This window comes from Paenibacillus piri (assembly GCF_004354045.1).
Lineage (GTDB): Bacteria > Bacillota > Bacilli > Paenibacillales > NBRC-103111 > Paenibacillus_S > Paenibacillus_S piri.
Genome location: NZ_SMRT01000005.1, coordinates 133,809 through 156,013 on the forward strand (window position 1 = coordinate 133,809; position 22,205 = coordinate 156,013).

Below are 22,205 nucleotides of genomic sequence, written 5' to 3' on the forward strand. Positions count from 1 at the left end.
CGGCAGGCGGGACTCGACGGCAAGCTCCTGGAGCCAGGAAGAACTACATCCGGAGGCATGGGCATTTTTACGCTATTTGAAGCGTAATGAGTGGGCAGTGAATGACGGCTGCCGAATAGTCGGCTTTATCGCCTCCAGTCTGCATTCGGAGAAAGGGTTGGAGCATTTTGTCCACATGGCCTTATCGGTGTGCCCAGAGGTGCAGGATGTTCAATTTCTGATCGTGGGCAATGCCTTCGACGCTTATTACATGACGTACTGCCAGCATATAATCGGCCAATCCGGTTACGCCTCGCGGTTTCATCGGATGCCGTTTGAAGCGCGGATCGAGCTTGTGTATCCGGCGATGGATCTGGTCATCATTCCGAACCTGATTGATGAGGGATTCGGCATGACGGCGCTGGAGGGGCTTGTCTTTGGCAAAGGCGTAATTGCTTACCGCGCCGGCGGGCTTGAGGAAATATTGCGCACGACGGGCAATGCCGACTGGCTGGTCGAGAAGGGCGATTCCTCGTTGTTAACCGCCAGCGTGAAGGGCAGCAAGCGGCTCCGGTCCTCGGAAGCTTGGGCACAATGGACTTGAATCTGGCTAAGCAGCCGTTCACGATATGTTTCCAGACCGAATGCGGACATGGCTGACTTCAAATGGCTGTTGGCCGCTGTCCGCCTGTGGTCGTCGCTGCTGTGTCTGCAAAGGTCGTTAAATTTGTACTGGGAGGAAAGTGATCATGTTTACGAACAGCCGAATATTAGTTACGGGAGGCACTGGCTCCTGGGGCTATGAGCTGGTTAAGCAGCTTTTGAATAACAACCCGCGGGAGATCGTCGTTTTTTCCCGCAACGAATCCAGTCAAGTGGCGATGAAGCGGGCGTTTGAGGATTCGCGGCTCAGCTTTTGCATCGGGGATGTGCGCGACGCGGATGCTGTGCTCAAGGCATGTCAGGGGATCGATTATTTATTCCATCTGGCTGCGCTGAAGCATGTTCCGGTTTGCGAGGATCAGCCGTACGAAGCGCTGAAAACGAATGTTGTCGGCACGCAAAACGTTATCGAAGCGGCTATCGATAGCAAAGTCAAGAAGGTCATCAATATTTCAACCGATAAAGCGGCCCACCCGTCCAATTTTTACGGGATGACTAAGGCGATCGGCGAAAAGCTGATCATTCACGCCAATTTGCTGCATTCGGACACGACGTTCATCTGTGTCCGCGGAGGCAATGTGCTCGGCACGAACGGCAGCGTTATCCATTTGTTCCGCAAGCAGATTATGGAACGCGGTCAAGTCGGCATTACGCATAAGGATATGACGCGTTTTTTCCTGACGCTCGAGGAAGCGATCGGCATGCTGCTGCGGGCGGCGGCGGGAGGCCGGGGCGGCGAAACGTTCGTGATGAAGATGCCGGCATGCCGCATTATGGAATTGGCCGAAGTGCTCGCCGATGCGCTCGGTAAAAAAGATGTGGAGTTCATCGAGCTGGGCGTACGTCCCGGCGAAAAAATTCATGAAATTTTGTATTCCGATTATGAGGCGCAGAGCGCCGTCAGCTTTGATGAAGAATATTTGGTCATTTTGCCCCAGCTGAATATTCCCGGGTTGAAGGAGTTTTACTGGAGCTATCCTTACGTCAGCTCGGAGAGCTACTCATCGGCGCATTCGCTGATGGACAAGGAGCAAATCTTGAAGATGCTGGAAAAAGGGGGGTTATTATTATGAGAATATTAGTGATCGGCGGCAGGGGGATGGCCGGTCATCTGCTGCTCCAATACTTAACCGGGACCGCCTCATATGAGCTGTTCCATACGACACGCGAAACGACCCGGCCGAATCGGATCGGCGGGCTGTATTTGGATGCGCTGGATTCGCCGGCCGTAGAAAAGCTGGTGGAGGCGGTGCGGCCGGATGTCATCGTAAACTGCGCCGGTATATTGAACGATGCCGCCCGCCGGCATGAGCTGGACGCTTATCGCATCAACGGGCTGCTGCCGCATCTGCTTGCCGGCTTGGCGGAGCGGGTCGGCGGGCGGCTCATTCATATCAGCACCGATTGCGTGTTTTCGGGCTGCCGGGGGAAGTACGAGGAACGGCATGTGCCGGACGGGACATCCGTCTATGCGAAGACGAAGGCGCTCGGCGAAATATTCGCCAAGCCGCATGTGACGATTCGCACGTCCATTATCGGGCCGGAAATCCGCAGCCACGGCATCGGGCTGCTGCACTGGTTCATGCAGCAGCAGGGTGTCATCAAGGGCTTTTTGCAGGTGCCCTGGAACGGGGTTACGACGTTGGAGCTGGCCAAATTCATTCATTATTTGCTGGGGACGGGCAGTCCGGTTACAGGGCTTGTCCATTTGACCGCTGCGGAGACGGTGAGCAAGCACGAGCTGCTGCACAAGTTCCGGCGCATATTCGGGAAGACGGATGTCGACATCCAGCCGGACGACGCGATTGTGCTGGACCGGACGCTTAGGAGCACGCGCACGGACATAACCGGCTACACACAGGCCGGATACGACGCGATGCTTGCTGAGCTGCGCGATTGGATGCGTGCGGAATGAACGGGAGACGGATTGTCATTACCGGCGCTTCCGGGTTTACCGGCCGGCACGCATGCGCCCACTTTGCCGGCCTCGGCTTCGAGGTGGTCGCCGCCGTGCCGCTGCGCCTCGAGATCGGCAGCGCTTCGGCCCCGCCGCCGGAGCCGGTCGACAGCCTCGCTCTGCACAGGCTCGGCTGGGTACCCGAAGTGCCGTTCGAGCAATCGATCGGCGATATTTTAGCTTATTGCCGCGAGCAGTACCGAGCATTCGAATAAACCGGACAGGGAGGGGAAGCCGCCAATGTTTCCGAAAGTGTCGATCATCATCCCGTTTTACAATGACCCGTTTGTCGGCCATGCGATTCATAGCGCCTTGGCCCAGACATATCCGAATGTCGAGATCATTGTCGTCGATGACGGCTCCTCGTCCCATGTCGATCAGTTAGCCCCCTTTCGAAACCGGGTTTATTATTTGGACAAAGCGAACGGCGGCACCGACTCCGCACTGAACCACGGTATCCGCATGTCATCGGGGGAGTATATTGCCTGGCTCAGCTCGGACGATTTTTTTTATCCGCACAAGCTGTCCATGCAAATCCCGTATTTCTGGATCAGGCGCTGATTCAGTACCGGGTTCATTCGCAGATGGGCACGGTGTGCCACCGCCCGGCGATCGATCGCGAGGTTCAGGCAATCCGCAAGCATTATTATCCGTACCTGTACGCGTATATCAAAGAACTGGGAGGCTGAGGCATTCCGATAGTGCGCCCTGCTATTGAACCTTGGCCTGTTTTGGTGTAAAGTAATGGAAACCGTCATTTGCATATCGCAGGCTTTGACCAAGGGCATAAGCGCATGTACGCCGCTGACAGAGAGGAATTCCTCAGGCTGAAAGGATTCCCGGACCGTCATGATTGCTTTCCGCCTTGCAGCCGCAGCGGGGAATCGAAGTATCCGCTGCCGGATTAAAATCCGTTATCGTAACGAAGAACCGCCGCAGCGCGTATACAGCTGCCGGCCGGTTGAATTTGGGTGGTACCACGAGCGCATTCGTCCCTTACGAATGGGCTTTTTTTGAGTTCGCACAACCTTGATAAACGCGCCCGCCTTTGATGGCCGGCGAAGCCGTAAGGAAAATGACATTAGCCGAGGAGGATATCCGATGAGACAACAATTCATGCTGCTGCCGACGTTGCGCGAAGCTCCGGCCGAGGCGGAGGCGGTCAGCCACCGCTTGATGATCCGCGGGGGATATATCCGTCAGGTCGCCGCCGGAATTTATACGTACCTGCCGTTGGGACGGCGGGTGCTGAGGAAGCTGGAACGCATCGTCCGCGAGGAGATGGAGCGCGCCGGAGCGCAGGAGCTGCTCATGCCCGCGATGCAGCCGGCGGAGCTGTGGCGGCAGTCCGGCCGATATTCGGAATACGGCCCGGAGCTTGTCCGGCTTAAGGACCGCCACGACAGGGAATTTGCGCTTGGACCTACGCATGAGGAAGTCGTTACCGCGCTGGTCGCCGGGGAAATTAATTCGTACCGGAAGCTGCCGGTCACGTTATATCAGATTCAAACGAAATTCCGCGACGAGCGCCGGCCGCGGTTCGGACTGTTGCGGGGCAGGGAGTTTTTGATGAAGGATGCCTACTCGTTCGATACGGACTGGACGGGGGTGGATCTGACATACCGGAGCATGTATGAGGCGTACAGCCGTATTTTTACAGCTTGCGATTTACGGTTCCGCGCCGTTGAGGCGGATGCGGGGACGATCGGTGGTGAAGGCGGGACCCACGAGTTTATGGCGCTTGCCGATATCGGCGAAGATACGGTCGTCAGCTGCACGCACTGCGGCTATGCGGCTAACCTTGAAAAAGCGGAAGGACGAGCTGAGCCGGTTCGACAGGATGAGCCGGCGCCGGAGAACCGGGCCCGTATGGAAAAGCTTCATACCCCCGGCATCCATACGATCGAACAGTTGGAGCAAGCCCTGGGAGTGCCGGCATCCGGATTGATTAAAACGCTCATTTTTCTCACTGCCGACGGTACCCCTATTGCGGTTGCGGTGCGGGGCGACCACGAGGTGAACGAGCTTAAAGTCAAACATTATTTGAACTGCGGCGAGCTGCAGCTCGCCGATGCGGAGACGACGCTCCGGGTGACCGGCGCTCCCGTCGGTTTTGTCGGGCCGGTCGGTTTGCCGGACGGGCTTATGCTTTTGACGGATCATCGGGCTGCTGCACTGTCGGATGCGATAGCAGGCGCGAACGAAGCCGAATATCATCTGCGTCATGTGCAGCCGGGTGCCGATTTTCCGTTGGAGCGGATCGGCGATTTCCGCAACGTGACGGAGGGTGAGTCTTGTCCCCGCTGCGAAGGGTCCCTCGTATTTCACCGCGGCATCGAGGTCGGCCAAATTTTCAAGCTGGGCGCCAAATACAGCGAGAGCATGGGCGCCCGTTTTCTGGACGCCGACGGCCGGGAGCAAACGATGCTGATGGGCTGCTACGGGATCGGCATTTCCCGTCTGCTGTCGGCTGTTGCCGAGCAGCATCATGACGATAGCGGCTTGGTGTGGCCGGCGGCCATTGCCCCGTTCCAGGCGCATCTTATTCCGGTTTCGAACAAACGGGACGACCAGATGAAGCTGGCGGAGGCTATGTATGAGCGACTGAGCGGACAGCGGATCGAGGCGCTGCTTGACGACCGGGACGAACGGCTTGGCGTCAAGCTGAACGATGCCGATTTGATCGGCTGTCCCATCCGGATCGTAATCGGCAAGGACGCGGCGAATGGCCTTGTTGAATATAAGGAGCGCACAGCAGCGGAAACGCGGCTGGTTACCGTTGACGAGGCGATTGAGCTCATCGCAGCCGCCGCCCGATAAAGCAGGCAGCCGTTATCGCAAGACAGGTAAGCCTTTCGGAGGCAGGCGGCAGGCAGAGCAGGCCGGCATCGGGACCAGGGAGCGCGCAGGTTGGCACCAGGGAAAGCGCACGGGTTGGCACCAGGGAAAGCGCACAGGCCGGGACCAGGGAAATCATGCCGGCCGGCTCTTCGGCTTGAAGCCGCGTCTGCCGCCGACAGCTTGCGTGCGGATCGCAGCGCCTCAGCGCACGCCGAGCGCGCGCAGCATTTGGGTAAAATGATCGCAGTACGCCTGCGGCGTAAACTGTTGGCGAATGCGGCCCACTCCCTGCGTCTGTATTTTTTCCCGCAGCGATTTGTCGGCGAACAGCTCCATAGCCTGGGAAACCGCTTCTTCATTGCGGCCCAGGCTGAAAAATTTCCCCGTTTCGTTATGCGTAATAAAACTCCGCATGCTGTCCGAGTCCGTCGAGATGACCGGGCACCGGCAGCTCATCGCTTCTGTGACGGCATAGCCGAATTCTTCCATAATCGATGTCGAAAGCAAAAAGCCCCCGGAGTCGCCGATTACCGAGAAGTAATCCGGCATTTGCCGGTGCGGCACATTCGAAAACCGCGATAAATAGCCGGACATGCCGCTTCGGCCAACCATCATTTCGAAAGCTGTTTTTCCTCCGCTTCAAAAAGCGTCACATCCTCAAACATCCACAGCCGCAATTTCGGAATCGCCGCCCGCAGCTCTTGACCGATCTGCAAAAAGGTGCGCCAATTTTTATTGCGTTGGATTCTCCCCACCCAGCCGATCACCGGATTGGAGATCTGACTCAGCTTGCGGTAGCGGAAGCGCTGCGTATCGACGAAATTTCTTGTAGTTCCAGCCGCGAACCCGCTCCACCATCCAATAATCCGACGATGGCATCGTACTTTTGCTGATGCACCAATTGGAACAGCTCATGATCGCTGTTCGTAATAAAGGTCGGAATCTTGCTGATGTTTTGCATGCCGGAACCGCTGCGCTGGTAATAAGATGGCATTCGATTCCACGGGCCGTTAACGCTTCCGCACGGATTCGGTTTAAAGTTTCCACTCCGCCGCTCGGAAGGTAGTACGAGAATAACAGCTTCAAGTTTTGCAGCCCGTTCCATATTAAGGACATGTCATGCCGGGTTATGGTTCATTTTATAAGTGTGCCGCTCATCGGGTGTAGCTCCGCCGTAGGCGGCTAACCGCTGGGCTCAGCCTATATTTGAAGCCGCTGTACTTTTGCATCGCGTTGGCCGGGCCGCCCAAGAGCGCCTTTTTCGCCGCGTTTACGCTATAGCCCTTGCCCTTGTGACAACCGCTCATACACTAATACGGAAATGCTGCAACTGACTTTGCGATGATGGGAGTTGAGTCAACGGATGCGTGCAATACGCAAAAACGATTCTGCGGGCATGCGGGCAATCCGCTCCAAAGTGTCCGTTATCATCCCTGTCATGAATGAAAGCCGCACGCTGAAAAGGGTGCTCCTCGAAGTGAAAAAGCTGCAGCCTCACATCGAAATCATCGTCGTCGTCAACGGCTCGAGAGACGGTTCGGCGGCAATCGCCCAGGCATTCGGCGCGCGCGTCATTTTTTTCGAGCAGCCGCTGGGCCACGATGTGGGCCGAAGCGTCGGCGCGCGACATGCGAGCGGAGATATCTTGCTGTTTATGGACGGCGATATGGTGCTGCCCGCCGCCAAACTGATGCCGTTTCTCCGGGCAGTGGAACGAGGCGCGGATCTCGCGCTTAATCAATATAACGGCCAGGTGCTGAAGCAAAAGGTGCACCCGGTCGTTGTGGCCAAGCACGCATTGAATGCGGCCCTGCGGCGGCCGGACTTGAAGGGGGCCTCGATGACGACCGTACCGCATGCGATGAGCCGTCGCGCGCTCGAAACGATCGGGGCGGAGCATCTGGCCGTCCCGCCCAAGGCGCAGGCGATAGCCATTCAGCGGCGGCTAAGGGTAAGAGCCGTCTGCTTCATCCATGTCGGCGCACTGAACCCGGTCCGCCGCCGGAGCCGAAAAGGCGACCCGCTCGCGAAGCTGATCGTCGGCGACCATTTGGAAGCGATAAGCTGGCTGACCGAGGCAACCGACGAACGGGGATTGCATTCGGATTTTTCAAGAAACCGCAGTATCGTGAGGTGAATGAATGTGCAGCGTAAGGCAAAAAGAAAGACGGCGGCAGTTTTTCGAATATCAGTTGCCCGAGCGATCGGGAAGAGAGCTGTCGCGAACGGCTCTGTTACCGGTATGCGCAAACGTCGAAGAAGAAGGAGCACGGTAACGGCAGGCGGCAGCCGGAAGGCGACGCGCCTGCGGTCCGCGATCCGGCGCGGCAGAAGCGCTGCGGTGCCGCTGCATACGGCTTCCGCTGCGTATCAAGCGGGTTTCCGCGCAGGCATTGCGGATGCGGCGCATCTGTCGATCGAACAGGAGCCCGATAGAAAGAAGGCATTGAACCGTCACTGGCTGGAGCGAGTCCGCGCGATGCGATGGCTGGGGCCTCCATGGGACCGCTATGTCGAAGCGGCGCGAGGCTATGTGAAAGGCTTTTTCATCGGGAAAAAGAAGCCGGCCCCCGACTGGCTGATGCTGCCGACGGCGCAATCGGTCGCCGCCATTGTGGCAGTCATGAATGAGGAGCGTACAATCGCAAATATAATGAAACAGCTAAATCGGCTACCTTTTGACGAGGTGTTCGTTATTGTGAATGGTACCTCCGACCGCAGCTTCCTGAAGGCGCGCCAGGCATCCCAGGCCGTTATTGCAGCTTATCCGGAGCCGTTGGGCCATGATGTAGGGCGGGCATTGGGAGCGAAGCTGGCGCAATCCGACATTTTGCTGTTTTTGGATGGGGATATGGTACTGCACGCGGAGGACCTGATTTCTTTTATCGGCGGCGTCGAAAGCGGCCTGGACGTGGCGTTGAACAATATTACTCCTTATATGCGGGTGTTCGCCAAGCGCGATTCGGTTACGCATATGAAGCAGTTTTTGAATGCATCGCTGGACCGGCCCGATCTCGAAGCGAATTCGATGACGGCCGTACCGCATGCCTTGTCGCGAAAGACAGTGGCGACGCTCGGCATTCCTAACCTGATGGTACCGCCGAAAGCGCAAGCGCTCGCCGTCCATCACGGTCTGCGCGTAGGCATCGCCGGCAGTATCGACGTGATTCGGAGCAATAAGCGCAGGAAGCATAATACAGGCAAAAAAAACCGGCTGGCCGAGCTGATCATCGGCGATCATCTGGAAGCGCTGAAGGCGGTCGGAGGGCTTACCGGCGAACGGTTGGCGTTCGTTGACAACCTGCGCAGCCGCGCCGGGGCAGGAGGGGAAGTCTGATGCAGCTGACAAGCGTCATTATTCCTAATTATAACGGTCTTCATTGGCTGAAGCCTTGCGTGCAGTCGATTCGCCAGCATACCCGCATACCGTACGAAATCATCGTCGTCGACAACGGCTCAAAGGACGGTTCGCTTGAATACTGTCTGGCCCACCGGATCAAGCTGATTTCTTTGCCGGCCAACCGTGGTTTCCCGGCCGCATGCAACATCGGGATCCGTGCCGCCAGCGGGGATGCGCTGCTGCTGCTCAACAACGATACGCTGATGACGCCGGGAGGCCTGGAAAATATGGTGCGCTGCCTGTACAGCAGTGAAGAGATCGGCATCGTCGGTCCGATGACCAATTATGCGAGCGGCAAGCAGCAGATTACCGAGCCGTTCACGAATGTGGCGGATATGGCCGCACGGATGAACGAGCCGGACAGCGGCAAATGGCTGGAAGTGGATCGGATCGTCGGTTTATGCTTTTTGTTCCGTCGGGAGCTGATAGATCGGATCGGGCTGCTTGACGAACGGTTTTCACCGGGACATTTTGAAGATGACGATTACTGCTACCGCGCCAGACAGTCGGGCTTTCGGCTGATGATCGCAGGAGATTCGTTCATTTACCACCATGGGAGCGCGAGCTTCCAGAAAGAAAACGGGCAGACGGTGAAACAACTGGTCCTTCGCAACCGTCAGCAGTTTATCGACAAATGGGGCGTGGACCCGCTGCAGTTTATATGAGCGCCGCCAGGACAAATGCGGATCTGTGCGGCAGCGGCAATTTTTTGCGGCAGTATATCTGATCGAGGTCGTCGACGGTATGACGAAGATGGAGCAATTATTTTCCAATAATTTACAAATATTACTCAATTCCCAGGAAGACGAATCCAATAGCGATAGCGGAAGTGGCGGAGCGGGTGATTTTGGCGACATGTTTCCTTTTGGGGGCGGCGGCAAGTGAACTGGCATGAAGAGGAGAACCGGGCCAAGCTTCATATCCTGATCTCGCTGGCCCGAAGCCAGCGGGCAGTGGCCCGCATCATCGAAAGCATGGCGGATATGATCGAAGGCGCCACCTCCTCGGGGGACGCTTCGGAGCAGGTAATTTCGGGCAGCTGGAGTCCATCAGCCGCTTTCAGCAGCAATTGTCTGGTACCATTGCGGGCATGCGCGTTCATAAGTTCCGTCCGGGAGCGCCGGGCAAGCCTTGGCTTAACGAGCGGGAGCTGCCGACCCGGGAATAGCGGCAGACTGCCAGTGGCATACCGTCCGGCTGTGACAATCAATTGTCCTGTATGAAAAAACTCGCCGACGCGGGATTTTTTCTGCGGGCCTATTTTTGTTGTGACTTAGGCAGGCTGTAGCGAATACGCTATATTATAGTGGTTTGCCTATCCTGTGTTAGGAATGGAGGAAACAGCATGAGCCTACAACCCCTCTCCGAACAAGCCGGTTACCCATCTGTCGTCAAGCTGCCCTACCGTGATGTCCGTAAATTTCTGGAGCAGATCGCATGGTGCGTCGATCATACGGCCACGCTTATCCGCGCATATGCGCAGCTTGTTAAGCTGGCGCCAAGCGAAGTCGAGGCCGAAGAAGTGAAAACGATGATGCAGCAGGAGAAAAAGCAATTCACGCTGCTCGAATCGCTGTACCGGGAGCTTATGGGAGGCGAGCCTATGGCCCGGCCTGAACCGCATGATTTTACGACATACGAGGATGGCCTGAAGTACGCCGTCAGTTTGGAGCGTGTGGCAATCCGGCATTACAGGGATACTTATTTATTGACCCCGAGTATGAAGGTGCGGGATATTTTCTTTTATGCGTTAAGCGACGGGACGGAGCATATCGTCGGTCTTTTGATGCTTCAGCTCGGAAAGCCGCATCAAACGGACATATAGGCTGACGCGGCTTGCTTCGAGCCGTTTTGCAATCGCTTGCCGGAGCTCGCTCCGTACAATTTCGTTATTGCATAATCGGACAGCGTTCGGGTATAATCGACTCACAAAGGAAAGTTTTGGAATTGATGTGGGATATTTCATATTCATTGGACGGAAGCACCGCCGATCAGAGGGTTTTTTACCTATGCTTGGGGTGCTTTTTTCATGACAATGTGGAGGTCTCCAACCGACAAAGGAGCGAATAATAATGAGAAAAACAATTTTAGCCGCAGCAGCACTCTTAACAATAACCGTTCTGGCCGGTGGAGCCTACGCCTCCAAAGATTTTACCGATGTTTCCGGCCATTGGGCCAACAGCAGCATTAACGCAGCCGTCAGCAGAGGGTATGTGGACGGCTACCCGGACGGCACGTTTAAGCCGGAGCAGTCCGTAACCCGAGCGGAATTTATTAAGATGGCTATCGATGCCATGGGGTATAAGAAAGCAGCAGGCGCAGCTTCGCCGTGGTACAGTCCGTATGTGGACGCAGCGATTACGAACGGGCTGAGCATAAAGGGGGAGATTTCCAATTATGATCAACCGATCTCACGGCTCGAAATGTCCAGGATCGCCGTTCGTTCAACCGGCGAGCAAAACACGGATGCCCTGAAATGGATGTATCTCGCCACAAGCAAGGGCATTATTAACGGCATGGACAATCAAGGAACGCTTGGCGAAGATCAGCCGACAACCAGGGCGCAGGCCATTACCGTCATCGAACGCATGTTGAAGCTGAAGGCTGGCGAAAAGCTGCCTTGGGACCGATACGCAACTTCGGCCGCAGAGATTGCTTGGCATAAGGCCAACGTGTATACGATGGCGCCGGAGTATTTCGGCTACGGTAAGGACCGGAACAGACCGTTTCGAACGGATCTGTTGCGTTATGACGGACCGAACGGCTATTCCGAGGTTGAAAAATACGTCATTGTCGATCTGGATGATCCGAACGATCCGAACCGAAAGCTGATTCCGGAGGGGATGATGTGGGAAAGAGTAGGTCCCAGCACTCCAAGAGGTGTATTCGATAAAACTACAGAGTTACCGACCAAGGCCTACTTATTTTTGAGCTTTAATCATTTTGTGGTGGATTTGGATAAAACAGCAAATCCTTTTCGTTTTGCTTACTTAACGGTTCTTCCTTTCAATTCCTCAGGTGTTAATTTGAATGAGAATGGTGATCTAAGCAACATTACAGGGTACATGATCTATGAACCAAAATATAAATCTTTTCTCGCAGGAGTAATGCCTTGGTTGGAACCGGGCCATTACGATACTCGAATCATCACAGGCACTTTGGTTCCAAAAGGGAAAGGTGGTATTGATGGTGATGGGTTTGGAGTAAAACGGGAACCAGCGCAAGAATTGGGAGAAGATAGGGTTACGGTTATATATTCCTCCCAAATCGATTACAGCCTCTCCGGGAGGTAAACGAACTTGAGAAAGTTACTTCATTGTTTGCTTATTTGTTCTATACTGCTTTCCTTGTTTCCCGGATTAGATTTGAGCGTAAGTGCAGCCAGTAACGAGCACGATCTCGGAAATGTTACTTTTGGATCAGGGGACGCACTCTTTGAATTGGATGGCAACGCCTTCGCATCTGGAAAAAGCGGCATCACACCAAATACCGTTACGGTCCCATCGCTACCGGACCCAATTGCCAGAGTGGAGTTGCGGGATATGAACAATACCCCTATTCAGCAGCTAACGAATATTGGTGGGAACAATTACAAAGTATCCACTCCGGTTAGTCCCATTGGAGAAATAGACGTTAAAACGGAGTTTCCTGTAGATATTCCAGAGGGGTATTTTGAATGGTTCCGTGACCCTAATCAAGTAGTATGGATGTATGACTATGCTAAAGAAGGAGAAGCTGCCAAAAGATATCATGTTAGCACTCGACCGAAAACTTTTGATCAGCCTCCAAATGATTCAGAAGTGCCGGGGGGCTGTAAAGCAGCAACTAGTCCGACCGATACGACAACCACAACTGTACGTCCTTGTAATATTGCAGAAGATTATCGGTCTGGGAATCTGTATCTTTCTACCCTGAAGGTTGTTGGGATGGATCAATACATTCCGATTTCTGAGGCACATGCTTTAGAGTTCGATAAAAATTTTACTTTTGTCCAAGGCTCGGGTAAACATCTTTCTGAAAACAATATTATCCGGGACTCCTTCGACACAGTAAATGATATTGATCCAGTTACTCAAAACTATCGGTTTAACTTTAAGATAAAGTTTGATGTTGAGCCAGATAATATTTATCCTGATACTGGTAACGGCTTAGTACTACGCTGGTACAACAAATGGGCGCTGAACGTCAACGGAAAAATCTACAAGTACCCAAAAATGAAAGTCGTAGCCATTACGTTGCCGCCAACGGCCAAACCCGATCTGATAGCCGAATCTTTTACCCCGCCAGCTTGTGTTAAGGTGGGCCGGTCTGAAACGTACACCTACAAAATCAATAACGTGGGAGCTTCAACGAATCAATCGTTTAAAGTTAAAGTTACGGCAGACGGAACGGAAATCGCGACCCATACGTATCCGTCCGGCATCGCGACGAACCAATCGGCGGATGGAACGTTCTTGTATACCTTCTCGACCGCCACAACGAAATCGTTTACGATCAACGTCGACAGCGACAACAGCATTGCCGAAGATAACAAAAGCAATAACGTTCTGATCGTGCCCGTCACGGCCAAAAGCTCCTGCCCCGGGGACGGCGGGGGCGGTGATCCGGACCCGACCGTCTCGATCAGCGGCGATTTTACGATCAGAAAGCCGACGGTTGTTTGGGGAACCGGCAATTTTATCGAACCCCAAGATATTACCGTCACCGGCAATTGCGCCTATGCAGCGCATACCTTTAAATATGCGCAAGGGACCAACGGCTACACCACCGACAACTTGACGCCAAAAGACAAGGATGATGCCTTTGCGTACGATCCCGGCTTGCGCGGCTATGACGGAGGAATTAAGCTGGGAACGGTCAGTGTGACGATGACCATCAAAACGACCTGCGGCCAGTTTTCAACTATCGGCCCGAAGACGTTCGAAGTGATCCCCGATCCGAACAAACGGCCGCCTGTCATTGAAATTAAATGGTTTCGCAGCGGCGAAAGCACACCGGTTACATCGGTTACACAGGATGAATTCGTGGAGCTGCGGGTAACGCAGGAATCCTCTCCGGACGGGGACCGTACAACGCGATTATGGGACTTCTCCAAGGATACATGGACGAGCAGCTTACCGAGTACGTACCGCTGGTCAACACCCTACGATAGCGTGAGATACACCGGGATTAAGGCGACGGTGGAAGGGGCGCATATCGTCTGCGCAACCGCCTACGATATGAGCGGAACGCCGTCCACGCCTTCCTGTACCACTTTGTTTGTTGAAGGGAAATCGCCGATCCCGGTCATCAAGGGCGGAACGGTCGTGAAAGAAGGGAGGAAGCTGAATCCGCCGCTCGACTCGAACGACAGCTATACGAAAGTGCCGGGACGAACTATCGACCATAGCCGCGACGAGTGGACGAACTGGTATGGCCCCAACCAAGTGTTTGTTACCGAGGGCACGATACTTGTCCAGTTGCATGTATACGACAATACGGGACTGAAATCCGAGCGCCCGGCGTACCATGAAATTACGGTCGTACCGGATTTGCCACCCGTCATCAATTTCGAATATACGGCCACCATGACACGGATGGAGCGGCAATTCCGGAATACGTCCTACAGTCCGGACGGAGATCCAATTGAACAGTACCGGGTTACCTACGGATACGACTGGTATAATAATGGAGCTTGTAACCCGTTGGAAGCAACACTTTCCAACAACAACAACTATTTTGCGTTCCGTCCGGATCGGGTCGGCAACTACTGCTTCCGCGTCTATGCAAAAGAGGCCGTTGTCGAGGGAGCAGGTGGGAAAGATGCGTTCAAGGATTATATGGTGAACGTTATCAACGATGGTCCAACCGCGGAATTTACCGCAACCGGAACGTCAACCGAGCCGCTGCCGGTCAACGTGACGCCGTATAAGGCAACCAACTTGGCCGGATGGCCAACCAGCAGCCTCGATACGTCATCGATGATCAACGGGTGGTCGGCCAACAGTGACGGCCTGCTGATCAGCCCGCGTCGGGAAAGCATTTTTGGACGCACGACCGGCAGCAACAGCTCATTTGATTTCATAAGCCGTTTTTCGCTGCCTTTGGGTACGGCCAATTACGGATTATCCAAGCAGGATATCGTTCTGTCCGTTAATGATTATAATGAACCGTTTAGTCAAGCTTATCCGCTCGGAAACGGCCGGATGATTGTTCGAAACACTGTAACCGGTCAAGGAGCGTCGGGTCGGTATTATTTAACCGGAGTAAGCCAATCGCCTGTCCTCCTCACCTGCGGTACGAACAATATGTGCACCGATATGGCCATCCGAAAAGAATTGGACGAAGTGATTATTGCCTATATCAATGACGGTTCGTTAAGCGGTGTGATGCGGCATTCTAACTATTGGACGCGTTACAAACTGAGCGATCTAAGCAATGGGGTCATTTCATCCCAAGGCAATTCGAATTTCATTGCCAATGAAAGTTTAACTGCGGGCTACGCCAGTTCAGGAACACCCGCAACATTCAGCAATGGCGAGCGGATGATCGGCAATTATGAAGGGGGATACAGCGGGCGGGTCGGCGGTTTTTCGAGGCTCAAGTTTAACTCGGATTACAAAATGATCAACTTGACCACCCGAACCATTTCATCCTTTAAGTACGGCAGCGCGACCGCTTATAAGACCGATACGTATACGAGCCTACCGGCCTTGACGCCAAAACGATCAACCCTGTGGCCGTACCGAACCTTAGGCCAGCTGGACGAAATCTTATATCCGATGCAGGACACGACAGATAAATCGCAGCCGAAAGGCGTCTCGGACGCCAAGGGCAATTACTATTCGGTCGTGATTATGTCGGACATGACGAATCGGTATCTGGTTCGCTGGGATGGCAATACGGGAATGCCTACGGAATTGAAGCGCACGACCGATTTGATTACGTTGAAAGGCGTGTCGGGAGATGGCAAATACGTCTATCTCGTTTCAGGCGTTTACGATTACGATATTTACGATTACGTGTATTCCGACCACTATATCAACACGTCCAACGGCGCCGACACGACATCGAAGCCATGGGATTATACCGACTATTTGCCACAGCTGAACAACTGGATCAACACGTACCAAAACGGCTTTGGCGATACGTACACCGGTTCTAACCCAAACAACGCGGCGCTGATCGACCGAGGTTCAGGCGTCATGATGAGCGAGAGCACAAACATTACGGACAGCTCCGCCACCGGTTCTGCAGGAACATTCAATGCCTTTATGAGTGATACCCAGTATATCGGCAGACCGGTCGGAAAGATGCTTCCGCTCTATACGTACGTTCCGTTCACCGGTCAATCGCTGTACAGCAATGAAGCGTTTACGTTCGGCCAACTAATCAATCCGGCCTCGCAGCGCGTTGTGAACGGGACGGTCGCCTGGAGCGTGCTGCAGCATGGTTTGACAACTTCCAATATTCATGCGGGCATGAGCTTCCGGATTCAGGATTACCGGAACATGTACAGGCTGGAGTCGCATTATAATCTGCTCCGGCTGGTCAAAATCGTGAACGGCCGAAAAACCGTGCTGCATCAAGTGAACCGCATCGTTTTGTCCGACCAGTGGATCAGCTACAGCGTGAAGCTGACCGGCAGCCGCATCCGCGTGTATGAGGGCGGGGGGCTGATCATGGAACTGAATGACGGGACGTTCACGCAAGGCACGATGGGGCCATACTCCGTTTCGGACAATGCGGCGTTTAAAGGCATCACGTATACATGGAATGATGCCGACTTAAGCTTTGCAACGCCGGGGGTCGCGATCGTCGATACGGATGTCGCCTACGATGTGAATTACTCCGATCCGGAACACGATCCGAAGCTCGACAGCTCGACGCAATGGCAGTACGCGCATGTCGACACGACGAAGTTTTTGGATGCCAGGGACGGCAAATCCGGACTCTCCGGTCATCACGGCAGAACCGTCACAAGTCCGATTTTGACCTTTGACAAAGTGGGCGTCTATAAAATCGATTACCGCGTAGCGGACGATCCGCATCCGGATCACCGGCTGGCGTGGGGCGATGGCATGTTCGCCGCATACTCGAAATATTCGGACTGGTACACGCAATATTTGATCGTTCACCGCAGGCCGATTGCCAACTTTACGCTCGGATTGGATGGGGGCGGCTCCGTCACCTGGACCGACTACAGCTACGATCCGGATCGCTGCTACAACGTGGGCAGCTGCCAAAGCGGCTATGAAACGACGCACGGCATTTTGAAGAAAAAGTTCTATTACATTACGCCAAGCGGCGATCGGGTCGACGCCAAGCTGGTGAAGCCGCGTGAAGCCGGCATGTATACGGTCGCGATGGCCGTAGCCGACGAGTACAACGCATGGAGCGATTGGTACGAGCAAACGATAGACATAGCCAACCCGGTTGCGCCGAACAACCCGCCGACCGTTGCGCTGACGTTCCCGAACGGGACGCAGGCCGCGCCAAGCTATGTCAGCCTGCAGCCGACGATTACTTGGAACCAGTACGATCCGGACCCGGGCACGATCTTTTCCACATTTGATCTCGATATTAAGGACGAATGGGGCGGCTGCGTCGAGTGCATCCGGAACATCGTGATGGATACGAGGGCCAACAGTTGGGCGTGGACGATGGATAATCTGCTGCAGATGGGGCGTAAATATTCTGCCCAAGTCCGCGTCAGTGACGGCGAATCGTGGTCGGCATGGAGCAATATCGGCTGGATGGCCACGAACAGCCCGCCATCCGCGTACATGACGTTCCCATACGGCACTCAGGCTGCGCCGAACATTATCAACACGCTGCGACCGCTGTTGACTTGGAGCCAAACCGATCCGGATCCGGGAGCCGTATTCCATTACTTCCAGATTCAAATTACGAACGAGGCGAACAACGTCACGATTCTGGATAGCGGCAAAGTATGGCAGGGCACGACATCGACGTCTGGAAGCTGGACGGTGCCGATCGACCTGCCGACAGGCCAAAAAATGCGGGTACGCGTCAAGGTATGGGACGAATACGGGGCCGAATCCAATTGGTCGCCACAAACATGGTTCTTGATCAACCGGCCGCCGCATGCCGATTTCGATTGGACGCCGAAGCCGGCTTTCGAAGGGGATGAAGTAAGATTGCTGAACCGGTCAAGCGACCCTGACGGAGATCCCCTTTTCTACGAGTGGATTATTACCGGTCCCGCCTACAGCGCGGCCCATACATCGGTTGATGCGGCGATTCCGGCTGCCGTGACGGATTTCCATCCCGGCGATTATACGGTAACATTAAAAGCAACCGATATTCATGGAGCGTCGGATACGATAACTAAAATCGTTCGGGTCGGCGATCTGGCTATTGAAGGCTTTGTCCGGCACACACAGCAGTGGGAGGAAAACCGGAAGTCTTACAACATGCAAAAATCAGGTGATCCGGAGCGCCCGCGGCCGGTATCGATGTTCTGGTCAGGGGAGGCGTTCGTACTTGAAGCGATAACGAATGAGCCCGCCGCCAAAGTGAGCGCCCGGATGTCCTACACGGAGCTGAGCAGCGAGCTGACTTCCGCCAATCGGAGAGCGTGGAAGACCCAGCTGCAGCGGGATGATTTTGAAAGCTTGCCGGATCAGGCATATACGTTTCAGTTTACTGCCGTATGGCCGAATGGACATACGGAGTCGGCAAGCTGTATAATAACCGTGAAAAATGCATGGACGGAATATACAAGCAGCGTTCGAAAGGAATAGAGCTGCAGGCCGCCTGTTACAACGCATGTTGGCGAGGACGGCAAATTTTTATATTGAATCGAGTTGAGGCTAATGACGCTTGGTAAACTGAAGCTGCTGACCATCTTGCTGCCGCCGCTCATTATCGGAGGCTTTGAGTATATTCGCCATGATTATTTGCTGGAGCATCTGTCCATGGAGGCGGGCAATTTCTACATTACGTTGATCACCTTGCTATTATCGTATTTGTATGCTTCCTGGATGTTCCGCAGTATAGCTCGGAGCAATGAGAAGCTGGCGGCCGAGCAGGCACGCCGCGCCGTTTATGAGGAGCGGGAACGGCTGGCGCAGGAGCTGCACGACAATATTGCGCAAATATTGTTTTTTCTGAACGTTCAATTGAAAAAAGGAGAACTGCAGGAAGCGCGATCCGCCGTCTCGGAAATTGACGAGCAGCTGCGGCAGGCAATCTTCAATCTCCGGACACCGCCGGAGGAAGGCGCCGCATTCTCGGTCAGATTATGTGCATGGCTCGATGAATGGTCCCGGACGACAGGCATTGCACTGGAGCGGCAAATCGAGCTCCCTGCCCACCAAGTGCCGCTGTCGGCGGAGGTACAGCTGTTTGCCATTATTCGGGAAGCTTTTACGAATATACGCAAGCACTCGCAGGCGGACCATGCTTACATCGAGCTTGTAACGGCGCAAGAGGAAGGCCCATGGCGGCTGGAAATCCGCGACAACGGCGTCGGGCTTGTCAGGGGCGAGCAAGCGGACGAGAACCGTTACGGCTTATCGCTTATGCGCAAGCATGCGGCGCAGCTGCAGGCAGTGATGACGGTAGAAACGTTGGCCCAAGGGGGGACCGCAATCCTCGTCAACGGACCCGGGCCGGACGCAAAAGGTGGGATATGAAACTAATGAAATACCGCGTATTAATAAGTGACGATCATCCGCTGGCCCGCAGAGCCGTACGCGCTTTGCTTGAGGGAGAGCCGGATTTTGAAATTGCCGGAGAAGCGGAGAACGGCGAGCAGGCCGTGCGGATTTGCGGCGAGCTGCTCCCCGATCTCGTGTTGATGGATATTCAGATGCCGATCATGAACGGGTTGGAGGCAACGCGTAAAATCAAACAGCTGAATCCCCGCATCAAAATTGTGATGCTGACCGTTTCCGACGATGTCGGCGATTTGTTTACGGCTATCCAGAACGGGGCGCAGGGCTATTTGCTTAAAAACATGGACCCCGATGAATGGATCGTTTACCTGAAAGGGCTGTTGGACGACAACAGCGACATCTCCCGGGGAATGGCGGACCGGTTGTTCCAGCTGTTCCGTTCCGGCCAAAACCAACTGCAGGGAGCGCCGGAATCGAAGCCGAATGTGCTTTCACACCGGGAGGGCGAAATATTGATGTGCGTAGCCGGGGGACTAAGCAACCGGCAAATTGCCGAGCAGCTGATTATTACCGAAAATACCGTTAAAAATCATATCAAAAATATTTTAGCCAAGCTGTCTTTGGACAATCGGGTTCAACTGACTGCGTATGCGATCCGTCACGGCTTGACACCGTTTAGCCATAAAAACGACCAAAGATAGCCCGAAGGGGTCATATTCACCGCGATCCGTTTAAAGTAGGATAAGATAGGTAAATATGATTGCTTGAAGGGACGGGTCAACCATGAAATTAACAAGTCGCATTATCGGATTATGCCTGTTGTTGGCATTGATAGGAGGCGGCGCCGCCAGCGCTCACGTAACGGTGCAGCCGAGTGAAGCGGTGCAGGGATCGTACGAGAAGTTCGCAGTTCGCGTACCGACCGAGAAAGACATACCTACTGTAAAAATTGAAATCAAATTTCCGACGGATGCCGTGTCCATATCCCGTTTCGAGCCGAAACCGGGCTGGAAATACGAGCTGAGCAAGGATGCTTCGGGCAAAATAACCGGCGTCACCTGGACGGCTACAGGAGACGGTTTGTCGGCTACGGAATTCGGTGAATTTTATATGCAGGGCAAGGTAGCCGACAATGCTACGGCCATCAGCTGGAAATCTTACCAAACGTATAAGGACGGCAGCGTCGTTGAATGGGTAGGCGCCGAAGGCTCCGATAAACCGGCCTCGGTGACGAAGGTGAAGCCGAAGCCTGCAGGCGCAGCCGCCGACAGCCATGGCAACACATCCGCCGCCGTCCCGGCAGCGGGAGCGCAGCAGCCGCCTGCAGCCGCCCCGGCACAATCGCAAGCTCCGCTGTATTTGTCCATTGCGGCGCTGTTGTTGGGTATTGTATCGATTTTCATCGCCGTTTCCAAACACAAGGGACGCTGAGCGGCCAAAACGACGGTTCGCCATAGTGCACCTACTATTACCAACCTTCCAGATCAAGTGACGCTTGATTGGAAGGTTGGTTTTTTTTGCATAAGAAGTCCGGCTTATTGGGGATGCTTGGAATAAGAACAATATTGAACCATGGAGGTTTCTTGAAGCATGATCAGCAATTTCAAAACGCGGAGAATGTACGTAACTATATTGCTTTGCCTGCTTTTGTTCCTGTCCGCGCATACAACGGCGTTCGCCTTTGGAAAAGGAGCCAAAGGACCGGATGTGTATGCGGTGCAGGGCATGCTGAAATCGCTTGGTTATTTTAACGGCAGCATTTCCGGCTATTACGGACCGGCTACGGTACTCGGCGTCAAGCTGTTTCAAAAAGCGTACGGGTTGCCGGTAACCGGCGTGATGGACGATAAAACGCTGGAATCGCTTTTATGGGCTTACGGGAATGCCAAGCTGCCCCCAAAGCCCGCGCCTAAGCCGGGCCCGCAGACCGGCCCGACGCCGGCTCCGGCGCCGTCCAAGCCGGGCCCTCAGACCGGCCCGACGCCAGCTCCGGCGCCATCCAAGCCGGGCCCGCAAGCCGGCCCGACGCCAGCTCCGGCGCCATCCAAGCCGGGCCCGCAAGCCGGCCCGACACCCGCTCCGGCGCCGTCCAAACCGGGCCCGCAAGCCGGACCGATACCAGCTCCGGCGCCATCCAAGCCGCCGGGTCCGCAGACCAGCCCGACGCCGGCTCCGGCGCCACACAAGCCGGGTCCGCAAGCCGGACCGACGCCGGCTCCGGCGCCATCCAAGCCGGGCCCTCAGACCGGCCCGACACCTGCTCCGACGCCAGCCCCCGAACCCGCTCCGATTCCGCTGATCCCCGGCGAGCTGTCGTCCGAGGAGCGGCAAATGGTCGAATTGATCAACCAAGCCCGTAAAGACGCCGGGCTGGCGCCGCTGATCGTCAATGCGGAGCTATCCAAAACCGCTCGGATGAAGAGCCGGGATATGGCCGACCATAATTATTTTTCGCATCAATCCCCGACTTACGGTTCGCCCCTCGAGTTGATTAAGAAGTTCGGAATCAGCTACGCGTCGGCGGAGGAAAATATTGCCTGCAATCAGACAGTTATGGCGGCACAGCTCGCATTGATGAATTCATCCAGCCAAAGAGCGAATATTTTAAGCAAAGATTTTACTGAAATCGGCGTAGGCATTGCGGATGGGGGCTCATGCGGCAAAATGTTCACTCAACAATTTATTCGTAAGTAGATTCGATACCAAAACGCGATACCATCCTGGTCAGCATCAAGGCTGCGGG

Annotated in this window: 21 protein-coding genes and 1 pseudogene; 18 read left to right on the forward strand and 4 right to left on the reverse strand. The window is 54.7% G+C overall.

Going from position 1 to position 22,205, the window contains the following annotated elements:
• Positions 1-76 precede the first annotated feature (76 nt).
• The 5 genes and pseudogenes from E1757_RS13185 to E1757_RS13205 form a co-directional block, all read left to right on the forward strand.
• The gene (locus E1757_RS13185) at positions 77-583 is read left to right on the forward strand and encodes a glycosyltransferase family 4 protein (RefSeq protein ID WP_165972098.1); all 507 of its coding nucleotides are present in this window, start codon (positions 77-79) and stop codon (positions 581-583) included.
• Between the two features lie 145 nt (positions 584-728).
• Positions 729-1,715, forward strand: coding sequence for an SDR family NAD(P)-dependent oxidoreductase (locus E1757_RS13190; RefSeq protein ID WP_133228750.1), 987 nt, complete (start codon positions 729-731; stop codon positions 1,713-1,715).
• On the forward strand, positions 1,712-2,557 hold the full coding sequence (locus tag E1757_RS13195; protein ID WP_133228752.1) for a dTDP-4-dehydrorhamnose reductase family protein: 846 nt from the start codon (positions 1,712-1,714) through the stop codon (positions 2,555-2,557). Before E1757_RS13190 ends, E1757_RS13195 begins: the two co-directional genes overlap by 4 nt.
• Positions 2,554-2,814, forward strand: a complete 261-nt coding sequence (locus E1757_RS36450) for a hypothetical protein (RefSeq protein ID WP_246079176.1) — start codon at positions 2,554-2,556, stop codon at positions 2,812-2,814. The genes E1757_RS13195 and E1757_RS36450 overlap by 4 nt, the downstream gene beginning before the upstream one ends.
• A gap of 25 nt (positions 2,815-2,839) precedes the next feature.
• Positions 2,840-3,142, forward strand: a pseudogene (locus E1757_RS13205) (glycosyltransferase family A protein); the annotation flags it as partial.
• 279 nt (positions 3,143-3,421) lie between these two features.
• Here E1757_RS13205 and E1757_RS35775 read toward each other — a convergent pair.
• Positions 3,422-3,580, reverse strand: coding sequence for a hypothetical protein (locus E1757_RS35775; protein ID WP_165972100.1), 159 nt, complete (start codon positions 3,578-3,580; stop codon positions 3,422-3,424).
• Between the two features lie 120 nt (positions 3,581-3,700).
• Here E1757_RS35775 and E1757_RS13210 point away from each other — a divergent pair, with 120 nt between their 5' ends.
• The gene (locus E1757_RS13210; protein ID WP_133228754.1) at positions 3,701-5,419 is read left to right on the forward strand and encodes a proline--tRNA ligase; all 1,719 of its coding nucleotides are present in this window, start codon (positions 3,701-3,703) and stop codon (positions 5,417-5,419) included.
• Positions 5,420-5,641: 222 nt separating this feature from the next.
• Here the strand turns inward: E1757_RS13210 and E1757_RS36455 are convergent, their stop codons facing one another.
• The 3 genes from E1757_RS36455 to E1757_RS36465 are packed head-to-tail and all read right to left on the reverse strand — an operon-like array spanning position 5,642 to position 6,434.
• The gene (locus tag E1757_RS36455) at positions 5,642-6,055 is read right to left on the reverse strand and encodes a glycosyltransferase (RefSeq protein WP_246079177.1); all 414 of its coding nucleotides are present in this window, start codon (positions 6,053-6,055) and stop codon (positions 5,642-5,644) included.
• Positions 6,052-6,195 carry a hypothetical protein gene (locus tag E1757_RS36460; RefSeq protein ID WP_246079178.1) on the reverse strand — a complete coding sequence of 48 codons (144 nt, stop codon included), beginning with the start codon at positions 6,193-6,195 and terminating at the stop codon, positions 6,052-6,054. The genes E1757_RS36455 and E1757_RS36460 overlap by 4 nt, the downstream gene beginning before the upstream one ends.
• A 29-nt stretch (positions 6,196-6,224) precedes the next feature.
• Positions 6,225-6,434 (reverse strand): hypothetical protein, encoded by a 210-nt coding sequence (locus E1757_RS36465; protein ID WP_246079179.1) that lies wholly within the window; start codon positions 6,432-6,434, stop codon positions 6,225-6,227.
• A 369-nt stretch (positions 6,435-6,803) separates the two neighbouring features.
• Here E1757_RS36465 and E1757_RS13220 point away from each other — a divergent pair, with 369 nt between their 5' ends.
• The 12 genes from E1757_RS13220 (at position 6,804) to E1757_RS36475 (ending at position 22,156) form a co-directional block, all read left to right on the forward strand.
• Positions 6,804-7,577: a glycosyltransferase family 2 protein gene (locus E1757_RS13220; RefSeq protein WP_133228757.1), complete on the forward strand. Its 774-nt coding sequence runs from the start codon at positions 6,804-6,806 to the stop codon at positions 7,575-7,577.
• A gap of 6 nt (positions 7,578-7,583) precedes the next feature.
• Positions 7,584-8,777, forward strand: a complete 1,194-nt coding sequence (locus E1757_RS36470) for a glycosyltransferase family 2 protein (protein WP_246079180.1) — start codon at positions 7,584-7,586, stop codon at positions 8,775-8,777.
• Positions 8,777-9,505 carry a glycosyltransferase family 2 protein gene (locus E1757_RS13230; protein WP_133228759.1) on the forward strand — a complete coding sequence of 243 codons (729 nt, stop codon included), beginning with the start codon at positions 8,777-8,779 and terminating at the stop codon, positions 9,503-9,505. The genes E1757_RS36470 and E1757_RS13230 overlap by 1 nt, the downstream gene beginning before the upstream one ends.
• Positions 9,506-9,584: 79 nt before the next feature.
• Positions 9,585-9,725 (forward strand): hypothetical protein, encoded by a 141-nt coding sequence (locus tag E1757_RS35780; RefSeq protein WP_165972101.1) that lies wholly within the window; start codon positions 9,585-9,587, stop codon positions 9,723-9,725.
• Positions 9,722-10,063: a hypothetical protein gene (locus tag E1757_RS13235; RefSeq protein ID WP_246079181.1), complete on the forward strand. Its 342-nt coding sequence runs from the start codon at positions 9,722-9,724 to the stop codon at positions 10,061-10,063. The genes E1757_RS35780 and E1757_RS13235 overlap by 4 nt, the downstream gene beginning before the upstream one ends.
• 122 nt (positions 10,064-10,185) lie before the next feature.
• A complete protein-coding gene (locus tag E1757_RS13240) occupies positions 10,186-10,665 on the forward strand; it encodes a ferritin-like domain-containing protein (RefSeq protein ID WP_133228761.1) in 480 nt (159 codons plus the stop codon).
• 247 nt (positions 10,666-10,912) lie between these two features.
• The gene (locus tag E1757_RS13245; protein WP_133228763.1) at positions 10,913-12,133 is read left to right on the forward strand and encodes an S-layer homology domain-containing protein; all 1,221 of its coding nucleotides are present in this window, start codon (positions 10,913-10,915) and stop codon (positions 12,131-12,133) included.
• 921 nt (positions 12,134-13,054) lie between these two features.
• Positions 13,055-18,586: a CARDB domain-containing protein gene (locus E1757_RS13250; protein ID WP_165972102.1), complete on the forward strand. Its 5,532-nt coding sequence runs from the start codon at positions 13,055-13,057 to the stop codon at positions 18,584-18,586.
• A 72-nt stretch (positions 18,587-18,658) separates the two neighbouring features.
• Entirely contained in the window at positions 18,659-19,480 is an 822-nt protein-coding gene (locus E1757_RS13255; RefSeq protein ID WP_133228767.1) for a sensor histidine kinase, read from the forward strand.
• Positions 19,481-19,485: 5 nt separating this feature from the next.
• Positions 19,486-20,163: a response regulator gene (locus tag E1757_RS13260; protein WP_133228769.1), complete on the forward strand. Its 678-nt coding sequence runs from the start codon at positions 19,486-19,488 to the stop codon at positions 20,161-20,163.
• An 82-nt stretch (positions 20,164-20,245) separates the two neighbouring features.
• Entirely contained in the window at positions 20,246-20,893 is a 648-nt protein-coding gene (locus tag E1757_RS13265; RefSeq protein ID WP_133228771.1) for a YcnI family copper-binding membrane protein, read from the forward strand.
• 159 nt (positions 20,894-21,052) lie between these two features.
• Positions 21,053-22,156 carry a peptidoglycan-binding protein gene (locus E1757_RS36475; RefSeq protein WP_246079182.1) on the forward strand — a complete coding sequence of 368 codons (1,104 nt, stop codon included), beginning with the start codon at positions 21,053-21,055 and terminating at the stop codon, positions 22,154-22,156.
• Positions 22,157-22,205 lie beyond the last annotated feature (49 nt).

Excerpts from the sequence above, each read along its gene's own strand:
- E1757_RS13190 (WP_133228750.1), top strand. The coding sequence starts at position 729 with ATGTTTACGAACAGCCGAATATTAGTTACGGGAGGCACTGGCTCCTGG.
- E1757_RS13195 (WP_133228752.1), top strand. The coding sequence starts at position 1,712 with ATGAGAATATTAGTGATCGGCGGCAGGGGGATGGCCGGTCATCTGCTG.
- E1757_RS36450 (WP_246079176.1), top strand. The coding sequence starts at position 2,554 with ATGAACGGGAGACGGATTGTCATTACCGGCGCTTCCGGGTTTACCGGC.
- E1757_RS13210 (WP_133228754.1), top strand. The coding sequence starts at position 3,701 with ATGAGACAACAATTCATGCTGCTGCCGACGTTGCGCGAAGCTCCGGCC.
- E1757_RS36455 (WP_246079177.1), bottom strand. The coding sequence starts at position 6,055 with ATGATGGTTGGCCGAAGCGGCATGTCCGGCTATTTATCGCGGTTTTCG.
- E1757_RS36465 (WP_246079179.1), bottom strand. The coding sequence starts at position 6,434 with ATGCCATCTTATTACCAGCGCAGCGGTTCCGGCATGCAAAACATCAGC.
- E1757_RS13220 (WP_133228757.1), top strand. The coding sequence starts at position 6,804 with ATGCGTGCAATACGCAAAAACGATTCTGCGGGCATGCGGGCAATCCGC.
- E1757_RS13230 (WP_133228759.1), top strand. The coding sequence starts at position 8,777 with ATGCAGCTGACAAGCGTCATTATTCCTAATTATAACGGTCTTCATTGG.
- E1757_RS35780 (WP_165972101.1), top strand. The coding sequence starts at position 9,585 with ATGACGAAGATGGAGCAATTATTTTCCAATAATTTACAAATATTACTC.
- E1757_RS13240 (WP_133228761.1), top strand. The coding sequence starts at position 10,186 with ATGAGCCTACAACCCCTCTCCGAACAAGCCGGTTACCCATCTGTCGTC.
- E1757_RS13245 (WP_133228763.1), top strand. The coding sequence starts at position 10,913 with ATGAGAAAAACAATTTTAGCCGCAGCAGCACTCTTAACAATAACCGTT.
- E1757_RS13250 (WP_165972102.1), top strand. The coding sequence starts at position 13,055 with ATGAAAGTCGTAGCCATTACGTTGCCGCCAACGGCCAAACCCGATCTG.
- E1757_RS13255 (WP_133228767.1), top strand. The coding sequence starts at position 18,659 with ATGACGCTTGGTAAACTGAAGCTGCTGACCATCTTGCTGCCGCCGCTC.
- E1757_RS13260 (WP_133228769.1), top strand. The coding sequence starts at position 19,486 with ATGAAATACCGCGTATTAATAAGTGACGATCATCCGCTGGCCCGCAGA.
- E1757_RS13265 (WP_133228771.1), top strand. The coding sequence starts at position 20,246 with ATGAAATTAACAAGTCGCATTATCGGATTATGCCTGTTGTTGGCATTG.
- E1757_RS36475 (WP_246079182.1), top strand. The coding sequence starts at position 21,053 with ATGATCAGCAATTTCAAAACGCGGAGAATGTACGTAACTATATTGCTT.